The sequence below is a fragment of the Photobacterium sp. J15 genome, assembly GCF_963870815.1.
Classification (GTDB): Bacteria; Pseudomonadota; Gammaproteobacteria; order Enterobacterales; family Vibrionaceae; genus Photobacterium; species Photobacterium marinum.
The window spans coordinates 2,483,802-2,498,269 of sequence record NZ_CAWMUI010000001.1; the positions used below are offsets into that span (position 1 = coordinate 2,483,802).

Sequence of the window (14,468 nt, forward strand, 5' to 3'; positions counted from 1 at the left end):
TCACCTAGACATCTACTCTGCCAAGAAGATAGCGATGGTTCGCGTGAACATAGCTGATGATGGTTGCTTCATCGGCCAGAGATTCAGGCATATCCAGTTCGCTTTGTTCGTTAATGCTGAAGGTATAGGTTTCACCCTGAGTCCTTACCAGTACCTGCTCGCCTTCAATGTAGAAGCCCGCATTAGTGCTGTTGTTGAAGTCGTCACGCAAGTTAAAGATGGTGAACTTATCTTTGTAAGGCTTGCTGTCGTATGGACAGAACTGGGCACAGTTACCACATTCGTTACAGTAAGCGTCAATGTGCAGTGTCTGGAACTTATCTTTAAAGCCAGGAATTGGCAGTGAGATATTGGCGCGGTTCGGACAAACATCGACACACTTGCTACAGATGTATGAACATTCAAGACAACGCTGTGCTTCCTGTTCGATGAAGGCTTCTCGGTCTGCTTCTTCAAGCTTGCTGGCTTCAATAAGTTGGACCTGAATATCACCTTTGCGAGAGTAAACACCTTCTGCTGTAACATCAGAAACCACTTCCATCACTTCATCCTGCTGTGCTTCACGAGCCAGGATAGTAGTTGCAGCCTTACGACCGCCAGAAATTGCAGATACGATTGAAGATGGACCGGTATGGGCATCACCCATCAGGAAGACATTCTCTACACCGGTTTCACAAGTTTCTGCGTCAACTGCAGGCCAGCCGTCTTCACCCATCGGGATACCCATACGGCCAAGAACGTCACGGTTAGACTGTTCACCGACTGCAGTAACAAGAGCATCAACCTGAAGTTCAATGGTTTTGTCGGTAGCAACTGGACGACGACGGCCTTTCTCATCAGGCTCACCCAGTTCCATCACACGGGCAGTCAGCTTGCCATCGACATCGAACTGCTCTGGATTTGTCAGGAACATAAACTGAACGCCATCTTCTACAGCTTCGTCATACTCTTCTTTATAAGCAGGCATTTCAGCAATAGTACGGCGGTAAAGGATGGTCACCTTCTCAACACCGTCTACTTTCAAAGCAGCACGGGCGCTATCCATTGCCGTGTTACCAGCACCGACTACAGCAACGTGTTTACCCAATTTCAGCTCTTCGCCGTCATTGAAGGCACGCAGGAATTCCAATGACTTGTACACATTGGTGTTATCACCGGACAGTGAAATCGGGTTGCCTTTATCGGCACCGATACCCAGACAGATGTATTTGAAGCCGCTTTCTTTCAGCGCATCAACTGTGATGTCAGGGTTGCTGCCGTATTCGATATGAACACCATGAGCAGTTACAAAGTCGATATCATGCTGGATAGTTTCAGCTGGAATACGGAACTGAGGAATGATGTTCTTAACCACACCACCGGCATTCTTCTCTTTTTCGAAGATAGTAACCGGATGACCTGCGCGAGCCATGAAGTAAGCCGCAGACAAACCAGCAGGACCTGCACCGATAACAGCAACAGGGTGCTTCGCAGTATCCAGATCAGGTTCATGCCACTTAGCTTTATAACCTTCCCAGCCTTTCGCCAGGGCGATCTTCTTCATTTCACGAATGTTCAGCGCACCTTCGTAGTCACGGCGGGTACAGTTGTACTGACACTGGTGATCACAAATGTGGCCGGTGATAGCAGGCAGTGCGTTACGGGAGTAAATGACTTCCAGCGCTTCAGTGTACTTGTGCTCACCCATCAGGCGGATGTACTCAGGAATATCCTGGCTGATTGGACATGCTGTGACACATGGCGCGATGTAGCAGTCTGTCAGCGGCACAGCTTTCTTCACGCTGATATCTTCAGGGCCACGCCATTCTTTCTGGGTGTATTCAGCAACCAGAGATTTCGCAGCCAACGCTTCCAGTTTAACCAGGTCAATTTGCTGCATGCCCCATTCGTTGCTGGTTTCAAGCTCCATTGCACAGTCAGCAAGACGCAGGTAACCACCAGGCTTAAGCATGTCTGTTGCCATTGTGATTGGGCGGATACCGGTTTCGAAGATCTCTTTGATGTTGAACTTGCTGGCACCACCAGAGTAAGAAATTGGCAGTGTACCGTTGAATTCGCGGGACAATTCCAGCGCAACGTTAATAGACAGCGGGAACAAGGCACGGCCCGACATGTACATTTCTTTGTCTGGCAGGCGGCCTTTACGGTTCAGAGTACCCAGGGTGTTGGTCAGCTTAACGCCGAAGCCGATATCTTTCTCTTTACCAAGGTCAACCAGGCGGTGAAGCATAGCTTTGGCATCTTCAATCTGAAGGTCATGGCTAAATGACTCTTCACTCAATGCAACATAATCAAACCCGGCATTGTCCAGAATGCCACGTACACGTTCGAAGCCTAGCAGCGTCGGATTCAGTTTAACGAAGGTGTTGATACCCTTATCTTCAATCATGTAACGGCAGATTGCTTCGATTTCATGAGGAGGACAACCGTGCATGGTTGAAAGGGTTACGCCACGGGTAAGCTGGGTAGGAATAGTTTCTGGCAGCGCATTCAAGCGATCGATGCGATCTTCCAGACCATACTCTTTAATGAATTCAGGGTCGGCGATGAAAGCTTTAAGCTCTTTAATATAAGCATGGAAGCTTTCGTGTTGGCTGGAATCAACCATGTCATCGATATATTTCTGCATCGGCGCAGTCTGAATACCGGACAGGTCATAACCAACACTCATGTTAAAGATGAATGACTTAGGCTCACCTTCACCACGAGGTGCGAACACTTCTTCCAGTAAGTGCAGGGCAATCCACGCCTTCAGGTATTCATCATAGGCTTTTAGCAGGGTGAATTCGGTTGACCATTCGGTGTTGAAACATTCATCTTCTGCGTCGATACATGGCTTAGCAAGTTCAAGCTGATCCAGTTTCTGAACTGTTTTCAGCTCCATGAAGCGACCACCGGTCAGCCAGGATGTGATGATGTTCTGAGCCAACTGAGTGTGCGGACCGGCAGCAGGGCCAACCGCTGTTTCACAATATTCTCCCCATACAGACAGGTCTTCAGTCTTTGCAGCTTTGCGATAGAACTGCTTCGCCGGAATCCCAAAAATCGACTGGCTCTCCTTATATTCGCTGAAAACGCGATTCAGAAGTTCGCCAAACGGAACGGGACGCATAATGTCTCCCATGATAAATCTCCTTGATGCTGTTTTTTTCTTCTTCTGTCACAGCCAGCACATTCGTTGTGCAATGCGTAGGGCTAAGTGTCATAGGCTAAAATAGTTCAGCCAGATATAAACCTCATTGAGCAACTACTGCGCCAAACTTTAAAAACAGGTTAAATAACAAGAGATTTCATGATTAATTTCGTGACCGATGTCGAAACTAGACTTAATTATGTGAACACAAACAAGACTTGCTAATTAATTAAATCAAAGTAATAATACTTTTCAAATGAGTATGATTATTAATTAGAGCGTGTTTTCTATCAATTTAATAAATTGCTATCACTTTGATACAAGAAAATATGATAGTGAGAAAAAATAATAAAAAGACAAAAGGGTTTAAAATATTTTCAAATAAACGCCAGCAAAAAACCACTTCCATTTTTTTGAATGATTATATTTATTCTCAATACCACAAAAGCAATTTATCGCCACCATCAAATATCAGATTGATAGATAAATAACTATCAACTCTCAATTTGATAGATTCACTGTGAGCCACAACACAGTTTCTTATAAGCTTCAGGCGTATCTACATCAAGGTGGATTTCAGATATTTCTAAACCAAGGTGAACCACATTATGGCGGTAAATTAAACGTTTCATTTTTTCTTCTATATTCGCCTGACGTATATCCTCCTTTATAAAAGCAGGAAGTAAAACTGGATGGCCCGGTTTATCTTTCGTTCCGGGAAACACAGTAAACAAGCCTCTTGCCAGCCAAACCTTCTGATAGATTTCCGGATAAACGCAGGGCATATCGCCGTGGCAAATAAAAAAATGTTCGCTTTCAACATGCCTTACACCCTGCTGAATAGAACTGAACATCCCTTGCTTGTAGTCAGTATTCACTACCACTTTAACGTTCTGTTTTTCTTGGTATCGTTCAAGTAACTCTTTCCCTCGATAACCGACAACCAGAATTACCCGACTACAAAACTGAAGCGCGTTTTCGATACTTTCATCAAGGATCGTATGTTGTTGATAAGGTAACATCATCTTCCAGTTTCCCATACGAGATGACAAACCGGCTGCGGGCATAACGCAATCTAATTGTGTTGGTCTTTCCATAGCAATTTTCTCTTATTGCCTATCAGCCTTTAGGGAAGATTTACTCTTCCTTTCTTATAAATACTCTTGTCACAACCAGTTTATGAGGCCTGACATGAATTCTCACCAATTATATTCAGACATATTTGAATATTCATATAATTCACCGTTGGTTATATCTCTGATTGGTGGTGGAGGTAAAACATCAACAGCATTCTGGCTGGCTAAAGAATTCAAAAAAAGAGGTCATCGTGTATGTGTTACCACCACTACAAAAATGTATTTACCGAAGAAAAACCAGGCTGATAATTTCATTAAAATCGATAATTCAAACCTAGAAAGCATATCACAACTGACAAAAGACTTATCGGACCAAAGCGTCACTTTTTGTTATCAACATCTAATTCCCACCAACAACAAAAGTGAAGAAAATAAAGTGTCCGGCATCACATGTGACGACATTGAACAATTAAAAAATGGTTCATATTTCACAGTTTTTATTATTGAAGCCGATGGAGCAAAATGCTTGCCAATTAAAGCTCCTGACAGGCATGAGCCTTGCATTCCTATTTCTTCGGATATGGTTATCGGTGTCACCGGAGCAGAAATCATTAATACCCGGGCTATTCCCGAAAAAATACACCGCTGGCATTTATTTTCTGCCCTGACCCATTGTTCCGCCGGTGAACTGATTGATCGGCGAACATTAGGAAATTTGATTGTTCACCCTCAGGGACTGTTTAAAAACTCACCTGAGAAAGCCCGAAAAATATGGCTAATAAACAAAATCGACCTGACTCATGACTACACCTCGCTGGTAAAACTGGCACAACAAGTTCTTGAGCAGGCCAACAATCTTGATGCCATCTGGCTGGCGACGATGAACAGTCACGCACCGATTAAAGAAAGACTGGTAAAGCAGAAGTTGCCGATCGGCAATTAGCTTTATCTAGAGACATTGAGGTCACGATTCATGAACATCTTTGCTAAGGCAGCACAACTAGAAGAACAAAACACTCCATTCGCACTGGCTAATATTATCGAAACCCGCGGATCCGCACCTCGCCACTCAGGCCAGATGATCGTCAAGAGCGACGGCGCCATCATAGGTACTGTCGGCGGCGGCATGATCGAACGCTACGTCATCGAACAATCACTGGAAGCCCTACAGGAACGTAAACCACGCGTAGTTAAAGGCCGCATGACCCGTACTGGCCCCGAAGCCATGGGGATGGATTGCGGTGGCGCTATGAGCGTATTTATTGATGTCTATGGCCTGCGTCCGAACTTAATCCTGATCGGAGCAGGTCACGTTAACCGTGCGGTTGCCCACGCAGCTCACGTACTGGGTTTTGATATCACTGTCGCGGATGCCTACGCTGACAGCCTGGCAGCAGAGAATTTCCCGGCTGGAACCAAACGTGTTCAGGGGCAGACGATGGAAGATGCCATCGATCAGCTGGATATAAACAAAGACAGCTACGTGGTGATTGCCACCAACCACCAGGATCAGGATGCAATTACCAAAGTCGTCGACTGCGACACTAAATATACCGGCCTGATGGCCAGCCGCCGTAAGGTGCAAACTCTGTTTAACCACCTGCGCAGTTGTAACGTCAGTGAAGCCCATATTCAGGCAATCCACTCACCGGTCGGCTTCAACATCGGCGCTGAAACCCCGGAAGAAATTGCCATCAGCATCATGGGCGAGATCCTAAAAGTGAAGAACCAGGCCGCCGGTGGTCAAATGAAAGACGATACCCGCCTTAACCGCAACAAACTGGTGATGATCCGCGGTGCCGGTGATATCGCTACCGGTGTTGCAATCCGCCTGCATAATGCCGGTTTCAAAGTTGTAATGACCGATATTTCACAACCTACCGTTATCCGCTGCACTGTTGCTTTCGCCCAGTGTCTGTATGGTGAACCGGTCGAAGTTGAAGGTGTTAAGGCGCAGAAGGCCATCACCACAGAAGATGTATTCCGTATTCTGGATAACAAACAAATTCCGGTTCTGGTTGACGAAGAGTGTGCCTCAATCGACAAACTCAAACCAACCTTTCTGATTGATGCCATCCTTGCCAAACGTAACCTGGGAACCCGACGCGACATGGCACCAATCACCATTGCACTAGGCCCTGGCTTTACAGCCGGTACTGACTGCGATGCGGTAATCGAAACCAACAGAGGCCACTACATGGGCCGGGTTATCTATAACGGCGCAACTCAGCCAAACACAGGAATACCGGGTAATATCGCCGGTTACACCCACCAGCGTGTACTGCGCGCCCCATGTGAAGGCATTATGCATAACCATGTCAAACTCGGCGATATCGTAGAAGAAGGTGATGTTATTGCCCATGTCGGCGATACACCGGTTATTGCACCTTTAGGCGGTATGGTTCGCGGCTTGCTCAATGAAGGGCTGACAGTCACCGAAGGCTTCAAGATTGGTGATATCGACCCTCGTGGTATTGAAGCTGACTTCACAACTGTATCAGACAAAGCCCGAGCAATCGGCGGCAGTGTTCTCGAAGCAATGCTTCACCTGGAGCAAACTGCTTTGAATTAGGATTTAAATCAATAATTTAGGCTACTTGCCGTGATACTATCGCGGCGACTAGGACATCAACGACATGGCTGATTCCGCACCTTTGGTCAGAAAGCTATCGACTGGTAAACCGGAACAGCCATCATGGAGTGAGTATCGTTATGAAAACACATAGCTATTTCCATCGTTTCGTTACCAGCGTGGTATTAATGTCAGCCGCTGCTATTTCCCTTAAAGGCTTTTATATGCCGGAGCATATAGCTCTGTTGCTCAGGGATACCGGACTTGCCCCCATGGTGTATGTTGATGTCCTTTCTTTTGCCCTTCCCCTTGCCTTAACCGTCTGCGCTTTACTGGCTATCAGCTCTCTAACATCAATCGCCCCGGTTGTATTTTGTCTTGGCATCTACGCTGCTCTTTCTGGTCTTGCGCTTTATCAAGGATTGCACTTCGACTGCGGCTGCTACCTGCCAGGCTCCGTTGAATCACAAGTCTACAGTCAGCTTGAACCACAGTTCATTATTCAGGCACTAATCACAGCTGTTGCCGGCGGTCTGTATGCATTCAACTTGCGTTTTATGAAGTGCACCGCAATGCATACGGCGTAATTTTGCTATCATCCGTTTTCTTTTTTTGCCGCCCTTTGCGGAAAACTTCATACATTAGGAGTAAATCATGCCTTTCAGCAAACTACGTATTCATCGTCCGCGACGAAGCTTTCTGCTTAATGCATTCATTATCACTGCGGGTCTGATGATTGTTCCCCTGACGGCAAATGCCGGTCTTTTCGATGGCAAATTCAAGACTGAAGTTCAAACTGAACAAGTTGCGATTAAACTTCATAACGATACCCTTGCTGGTGGTTACCAGCTGATTGACACTCAGGGCGTGAAGAACCTTCTGGACAGCGGTAAAGAGGTGTTGGTTGTTGATGCAATGCCTTACAAGGACAGCTACAAAAAGGAGCACATTCCTTCAGCTCTTCAATTCGAGTTCCCGATTGCAGACATGCATGAATGGAACACAGCGCAAACTGACGGAAAATCGCTTGAAACCTTTACACAGTTACTGGGTGCAGACAAAGACAAGACACTGGTGTTCTACTGTGGATTTGTTAAGTGCGGTCGCAGCCACAATGCTGCAGCATGGGCTATTAAACTGGGTTACAACAATGTTTACCGCTACCCAGGCGGCATCTATGCATGGAAAGGCGCAGGCTTTGACACTGCTGGTGAATAAGCGGTTTATTTATTAACCTCAAAAATCAGCAAGATGAAAAGAAAAGAGGTGAGACATGTTCTCACCTTTTTTATTGATAATGCATACAAGCACTCCTTCTAATAATTACGCAGGAAAAATTTCCTGGAACAAGGCAGAGTTTGCAGTAACTAGTGGGCTTAATTTCAAAAATTCAAACGCAGTAACAGGTAATTTTAACCAGTAATTAAAATGATATCTGTGAGTCTAGGGTCACCACCAAATTATAATGTTTAGTATCCACCAGCCCGACTGGCACCATGCCCAAATTAAACGTCCAGAAATCAAACGGAGCCAGTTTCAGATAAGGCTGCGCAAGTGGCACAACTGGCATATCAGTCTCTTCTTCATAACCCGTTGAACCGCCGAGACGCACCCCAAAGCCCATATATGATGTAGCATCATACTCAAATGCTTTGTACACCGCGACACTCTGACGGCGATAACTGTTCTCAAACGAAATAATACCGTAACCATCCACTTCGGCACCGAGGCCAAGATTTACTTCATTGAGATTAATACAATTATTACTGGGACAAAAATAATGCTGGCTGGCAATTGGGACCGTCATTCGTATATCACTTGCAGCAGCCATAGAGGAAGCAAAGGCGAAACCAATCGCTAATGCTCTTTTCATTTCTAAGTTCCTGTTATTTCTTAATCGTGATATTCATGGCGCACTAAACCACACCAGAGAATCACCCTTAGATTGCTGATGTTTAGTACCTTTATTTTCATTTCAGTGAGTTAGATTGATATAACAATATTTATCCTGACATACTCAATACTGTTATTCCTATCTTTCAGACATTTATCTTTCTTATGGCAACACCCTTTCTCTTTTTTAAATTAACAAGACAGTTTGTTGGTTCAACGCCTGACAATTCAGGCATCATTAATCACATAGGAGAACACATAATGACCAATTTTCATTTTTAGTCAAATGTGAAATATCGATAATGCGCACAAAAAAGTCTTAGCACTGAGAAAAACGGTGGTTGATTAAAATAATGTATTGAGAAATTTCGACTTTATATTTTCAATTATTTTTCAGGATGAGTTGTAATTATTTATGATCACCTGAACAAAAAAGTACTATTTCGCAATTTCACACCTTTTATATGCAACTGCAGCGACAAGGCCGGACAATATGCCAGCCTCAAACATCACAGGTTCAGTATAAAAACAGGTATAGTACTGCGTAATCCTACGAGCATGGCTGAAGCTCAGAGTAAGGACTCACATTATCAAGCCCCCCCATTAACGAACACCCTCATCAAGTAGAGCCTCACCCAGCAAGACCCTCCTGCACCAGCAATTGAGTCAGTCGCTCAACGATCTCATCTATCAAGCTAAGAATTTGTTTATTGTCAGCAGCATTCGCAGAGCTGATTTGTAATAATAACGCAGTTAAATTACGTTCGAACAATTCCGGTAACTTATTACAATTATGAAGAGCAATATTGATAAGCTTTTTCTCTCCGGGATGCGGCATTTCATTTATGGCAAAAACAATATCAAAGTAACTGGCAATAAATTCTGCAATGCGATGATTAACGCTAATAATATCATTTCTCGCCAGTGCCTTTTTAATCTGATTGCGATACGCAGGCATACTTGAGTTAAGCAATGGATAGTTTTTTGAAATTATATTTCTTTTCAATTCACCAGGATAACTTACTGAGTATTTATCAATGAGTATTCCAGCCTTTCCATCCCGATCATAGAGTACTTTTGAGTTCAGAAGGTTATACCAAAAACAAGTACTGTATCCGGTACTTGCCTGATAAACATTTACCACTCTATTTAATTCTTTATCCAGCCAGTCAATATTTCGGTATATTAATTCTATTTCTGTTCCGTCTTTCAAAACTCCATCATCTTCTGCTTCCCAATATTGATTGTTAATTTCCATATATGAGCAGTATTGCTCAGTAATCTCTTTTCTCACCTCTACAGGAATTTCATTACTTGTGTAAATATAAACATCGTAATCTGACAGCTCGTCATCGGCCTGAACGGCTCTGGAGCCGGCAAGTAAAATCGCGTCCACTTGCTCCAACTTTGAAAAGCTCTTCACCATTTCATCAAAGTAAAAATTGCCCACTTGTTACTCCTGTTGTGCTTAGCAGTTTAAAAACTGACAAAGAGTAACCGGACTGAATTACGCAATATGTGCGCCTGACATCATTAACGAGCCCACATTAAGCATAAATATGCTCGCGCTATCAATAATTAAACAGTGAATATCATTTTGATACTTGTTCGCTCAGGATCAGTTTCAATTTGAACGAATAAAACTTTTCATTACCTACGCATGTCACAATTTTATGGTCTTGATTCTAAAGAAGATCGACTTTCATGCTGCCCTTTGTGTTGATTCGACAGTCAATATCTCATCAAGATCACGTTTAACAATATAAGTAGCTGTTTCCACTTCATTCTGGTCTGAATCCTGCCTGATGCTCCCTGTCGAAGTTGCCACTGGCACCTTAAAGGTTTGGTTGTCCTGACAAGACAACCTGTCGGACACGTCACCGACACGCCAGTGTTTAATCATCCTCGATGCAGCAATTCAAACCAATAAGTTGTTTGTCATTGGCTTATACACCAGCCAATGTAAGAGGGAGCAATACATGACGCGTTACAACCAGGTAGGTAAAGGCCTGCCACGCACAGACGGCCTGGCCAAGGTTACAGGTCAGGCAATATATGGAGATGATATTAAAATGCCCGGAATGCTGTATGGTGTGTGTCGCTATACAGATATACCCGCCGGGAAGATATTAAGCATTGACACATCTGAAGCTGACGCCATTGAGGGCGTAGTACGGATTGCTACTTTTGATGATATTCCCGGTGACCCTACCGCCGGTGTTATCATTCGCGACTACCATCCTATCTGCCGCGATTTTGTTCGCTATAGCGGCGATGCGGTTGCAGTTGTCGCCGCGGAGACCTACGAGGCAGCCTGCCTTGCCGCCGACAAAATTAAGATCGAATATGAACCTTTCGCACCAATCAATACTGTCCATGAGGCACTGGAGCCCGACGCCCGGCTAATCCACCCGGAATCCGGTTCCAATATCGTCGCTGAACACCATACCCATAAAGGGGATGCTGCGAAGGCCATAGAACAGGCTGAAATGGTGCTGGAGCGAACTTATCAGGTCGGCTTCCAGGAGCACGGTTATATCGAACCAGAATCGATTACCGCCTATCTTGATCCGACTTCCCGTGACCTTATTATCACAGGCTCGATCCAGAACCCGCACCGGGTTCGGGGATTTGTTGCCGGATTCATGGGACTAAACCAATCACAAGTTGATGTTCGTCGCGCCGTTATGGGCGGTTCATTCGGGGGTAAAGATGACGGTGTCGACCACCTAGCCTGTCGAACCGCACTGATGGCATCGCTGACCGGGCGCCCAGTCAAAATCACCTACACTCGCGAACAATCCATTATCGAAAGCACCAAGCGGCACCCCTACCACATGAACTATAAGGTAGGTTTCAGCCGGGACGGCCGCATTCAGGGTATCAAGATTGACATTCTTGCCGATGCTGGTGGCTACGCTGCTTGTACACCTTTCGTCACCTGGCGCTCCGTCGTTCAGGCTGCCGGCCCTTACGATATTGAACATGTTCGGGTCGATATTAAAGGCGTCTATACCAATAACAGTATGTCCGGGGCAATGCGGGGATTCGGTTCTCCTCAGATCATTTTTGCCAATGAATCCCTGATGGACGAAATAGCCGAAGCCTGCAACCTGGATCCGGTTAAGATCAGGGAAATCAACGCCCTTAAGCAAAGCGGTAAGAGTATTACCGGCCAATGCTTTGACAACCATACGGTTTCCGCCATTGAAGTGTTGGACAAAGCAGCGCTGCAGTCAGAGTTCCTTGCAAAACAGGAGCATTACCGTCGCCTTAATGCCAGCCGGGATCCGGTGAAATACGGTATCGGCCTGGCGCTGAGCTACCGAGGCTGTTCAATGGGGGCAGAAGGTGTTGATACTTCCAGCGCACTGGTTACAGTGAATGCGGACGGCAGTGTCAATGTCTCCACCGGGGTATGTGAAAACGGTCAGGGTCTGCAAACAACCATGTCGACCATTGCCGCCGAAGTACTCGGACTAAAACTTGCTGACGTCAACTTTGTAGAGCCACCGACGTCCTTAATTGCGGATGGCGGCCCGACTGTTGCGTCACGCGCGACCGTCACCGGCGGTAATGCGGTGAAAGACGGCGCTGAGAAGATCAAAGCCCGGATTTTCGATGTGATAAAAGCCGATCTCGGCGTCAGTCAGATCGACGAAACCCACTGGGCTGACGGTTATATCCACAGCAAACACGATGACGAAAAAAAAATCAGTTTTGCTGACGCAGCCAATAAAACCAAATGGGCCGGTGTTAACCTCGCCGCGTATGGCTGGTTCGATCAGCCCGCCATTCACTGGGATGAAGAAAAAGGCACTGGCTCGCCTTATTTCACCTGGGTATACGGCTGTCAGATCGTTGACCTGAAAGTAGATACCAGCACAGGTAAAGTCGAGCTGCTTGATGTCACTGCTGTGCATGATGTCGGTCAAGTAATTAACAAGGTCGGTTTTGAAGGCCAGGTCGCGGGCGGTATCGCTCAGGGATTCGGCCTCGGGGTACTTGAAGACTTCAACATTGAACACGGTAACGTTAAGTCCGAAAACCTCGACAGCTACCTGCTGCCAACTATTAAGGACATTCCGACACTTAATATTGAGGCTGTAGAAAACCATGACGCCGGAGGCCCGTTCGGTGCCAAGAGTATCGGTGAACCGGCTGCCGAACTGGCTGCCGCCGCAATTACCAATGCCGTTGCTTTTGCAACAAGTGTCCGGCACCGCCAATTACCGCTGACCCTTGAGCAAATTTTCCTTGGCTACAACCTGAAAAAACCAGCTCGTCAGAGTGAACTAGTTCATGCCTCGGAAGAGAAAAAGCAGACTCATCGCATCAACGGCTTCAGTGTTATTAATCCGTCATCACTGGATGAAGCACTGTCGCAACTGGCTGACGGTAAAGCAATGGCCCTCGCAGGCGGTACCGATGTGCTGGTACAGGGACGTCTGCAAAATTCTCCCCGTACACTCATTAACATCGCCGGATTAACTGAATTATGCGGCATAGAAGAAACAGACTCTCACGTGATTATCGGTAGCGGTGTCAACTTCAACCGCCTGACAGAACACCCTGCCGTTCAGGACGCTTTCCCATTGCTTGCTACCGCCTGTCACACTATCGGCTCAAACCAGATCCGTAACCGAGCTACTATCGGCGGTAACATCGTCAATGCTGCTCCGTGTGCCGACTCAGTTCCACCTTTGGTTGCTTATGGCGCCGATGTTGAACTTCGCTTGGTTGACACTACCCGACGCATATCGTTGTCAGAGTTTATTACCGGCGGTTACCGCACTGAACTACAGCAGGGTGAATTACTTACCCGGGTATTCATTCCTAAGCTGCCTCATCAGCATTTCGTCCAGAAATACAGCCAGCTCGGACGGCGTAATGCGCTCAACATTACCCGCCTCAGCCTTACCTGCCTGATGGATTTCAATGCCGACGGTTCGGTTCGGGAGTGTCGACTGGTTGACGGTGCATTATTCAGTAAGCCACAACGGTTAACCCCTGCCGAAGAAGTACTTATGAACCAAACGCTGACGGTTGAATCCATTAACCAAGCCATCGAGGTTCTGAAAGAGATGATAGACAGTGCGATCGGCGGTCGCTGGTCTGCTGCTTATAAACAGCCGGTTTATCTCAACATGTTCAGAGATCTGATGAACGAGATCCAAAAGCAACAGCAAGGAGAAGCATTATGAGTCTATTGGCAACTAACCTGACGCCAGTGGCATTGACCGTTAACGGCAAGGCATACCAACTTCAGGTTGACGGCAACACCCGGCTTCTCGACTTGCTACGCAACGATCTCGGCCTGACTGGAACCAAAGAAGGCTGCGCAGTCGGCGAATGCGGAGCCTGTACTGTCGTCATGGACGGTGCAGCGGTCTGTTCCTGCATGATCCTGGCAGCACAATGTCAACTGGCAGAGATAGTCACTATCGAAGGTCTGAAAGACGATCCGCTTGCTCAGAAGTTACAGCAATCTTTCATTGAAAGAGGCGGCGTACAGTGTGGATTCTGCACGCCGGGTGTGATGATGAGTACCTGGGCTCTGATGAAGAAACAACCAAACCCGAGTTCAGAGCAAATCATGGATGCGTTGGAAGGAAACCTGTGCCGCTGTACCGGCTATCAACCGATCCTTAATGCGATCAATGCCGTTATCGACGACATCGCAGCGGATATAGCCAGCTAAATCAAATGGCTATATCCGCAGCAAACAAATAAAAACGTGAGCAAATGTCCGTTCCCCTGTTCCGGCAGGGGAACACACAGAATTCTAAAAAAA

The 14,468-nt window shown here is 46.2% G+C and carries 10 protein-coding genes; 6 read left to right on the plus strand and 4 right to left on the minus strand.

What is annotated here, in order from left to right:
• Positions 1-4: 4 nt before the first annotated feature.
• Both ygfK and mocA read right to left on the minus strand, forming a co-directional pair.
• Positions 5-3,124 (minus strand): putative selenate reductase subunit YgfK, encoded by a 3,120-nt coding sequence (ygfK, locus tag AACQ93_RS11220; RefSeq protein WP_064605039.1) that lies wholly within the window; start codon positions 3,122-3,124, stop codon positions 5-7.
• Positions 3,125-3,648: 524 nt separating this feature from the next.
• Positions 3,649-4,230 carry a molybdenum cofactor cytidylyltransferase gene (gene mocA / locus AACQ93_RS11225; protein ID WP_064605041.1) on the minus strand — a complete coding sequence of 194 codons (582 nt, stop codon included), beginning with the start codon at positions 4,228-4,230 and terminating at the stop codon, positions 3,649-3,651.
• A gap of 94 nt (positions 4,231-4,324) precedes the next feature.
• Here mocA and yqeC point away from each other — a divergent pair, with 94 nt between their 5' ends.
• From yqeC to AACQ93_RS11245, 4 genes are all read left to right on the plus strand, one after another.
• Complete coding sequence (yqeC, locus tag AACQ93_RS11230) at positions 4,325-5,152, plus strand: selenium cofactor biosynthesis protein YqeC (RefSeq protein WP_064605043.1); 828 nt, start codon at positions 4,325-4,327, stop codon at positions 5,150-5,152.
• A 30-nt stretch (positions 5,153-5,182) separates the two neighbouring features.
• Positions 5,183-6,781, plus strand: coding sequence for a selenium-dependent molybdenum cofactor biosynthesis protein YqeB (gene yqeB, locus AACQ93_RS11235; protein ID WP_064605045.1), 1,599 nt, complete (start codon positions 5,183-5,185; stop codon positions 6,779-6,781).
• A gap of 140 nt (positions 6,782-6,921) precedes the next feature.
• On the plus strand, positions 6,922-7,368 hold the full coding sequence (locus AACQ93_RS11240) for a MauE/DoxX family redox-associated membrane protein (RefSeq protein WP_064605047.1): 447 nt from the start codon (positions 6,922-6,924) through the stop codon (positions 7,366-7,368).
• Positions 7,369-7,435: 67 nt separating this feature from the next.
• On the plus strand, positions 7,436-7,999 hold the full coding sequence (locus AACQ93_RS11245) for a rhodanese-like domain-containing protein (protein ID WP_064605049.1): 564 nt from the start codon (positions 7,436-7,438) through the stop codon (positions 7,997-7,999).
• Between the two features lie 205 nt (positions 8,000-8,204).
• On the opposite strand, the gene AACQ93_RS11250 is transcribed toward AACQ93_RS11245, so the two are convergent.
• Positions 8,205-8,654 carry a hypothetical protein gene (locus AACQ93_RS11250; protein WP_007467022.1) on the minus strand — a complete coding sequence of 150 codons (450 nt, stop codon included), beginning with the start codon at positions 8,652-8,654 and terminating at the stop codon, positions 8,205-8,207.
• 651 nt (positions 8,655-9,305) lie between these two features.
• Positions 9,306-10,124, minus strand: a complete 819-nt coding sequence (locus AACQ93_RS11255) for a DUF4037 domain-containing protein (protein WP_198160126.1) — start codon at positions 10,122-10,124, stop codon at positions 9,306-9,308.
• A 529-nt stretch (positions 10,125-10,653) separates the two neighbouring features.
• Here AACQ93_RS11255 and AACQ93_RS11260 point away from each other — a divergent pair.
• Entirely contained in the window at positions 10,654-13,878 is a 3,225-nt protein-coding gene (locus tag AACQ93_RS11260) for a molybdopterin cofactor-binding domain-containing protein (RefSeq protein ID WP_064605051.1), read from the plus strand.
• Entirely contained in the window at positions 13,875-14,375 is a 501-nt protein-coding gene (locus AACQ93_RS11265; RefSeq protein ID WP_007467031.1) for a (2Fe-2S)-binding protein, read from the plus strand. The genes AACQ93_RS11260 and AACQ93_RS11265 overlap by 4 nt, the downstream gene beginning before the upstream one ends.
• Positions 14,376-14,468: the final 93 nt, after the last annotated feature.

Bases quoted from the DNA above. Each gene is read 5' to 3' on its own strand.
- ygfK (WP_064605039.1), bottom strand. From the start codon at position 3,124: ATGGGAGACATTATGCGTCCCGTTCCGTTTGGCGAACTTCTGAATCGC.
- mocA (WP_064605041.1), bottom strand. From the start codon at position 4,230: ATGGAAAGACCAACACAATTAGATTGCGTTATGCCCGCAGCCGGTTTG.
- yqeC (WP_064605043.1), top strand. From the start codon at position 4,325: ATGAATTCTCACCAATTATATTCAGACATATTTGAATATTCATATAAT.
- yqeB (WP_064605045.1), top strand. From the start codon at position 5,183: ATGAACATCTTTGCTAAGGCAGCACAACTAGAAGAACAAAACACTCCA.
- AACQ93_RS11240 (WP_064605047.1), top strand. From the start codon at position 6,922: ATGAAAACACATAGCTATTTCCATCGTTTCGTTACCAGCGTGGTATTA.
- AACQ93_RS11245 (WP_064605049.1), top strand. From the start codon at position 7,436: ATGCCTTTCAGCAAACTACGTATTCATCGTCCGCGACGAAGCTTTCTG.
- AACQ93_RS11250 (WP_007467022.1), bottom strand. From the start codon at position 8,654: ATGAAAAGAGCATTAGCGATTGGTTTCGCCTTTGCTTCCTCTATGGCT.
- AACQ93_RS11260 (WP_064605051.1), top strand. From the start codon at position 10,654: ATGACGCGTTACAACCAGGTAGGTAAAGGCCTGCCACGCACAGACGGC.
- AACQ93_RS11265 (WP_007467031.1), top strand. From the start codon at position 13,875: ATGAGTCTATTGGCAACTAACCTGACGCCAGTGGCATTGACCGTTAAC.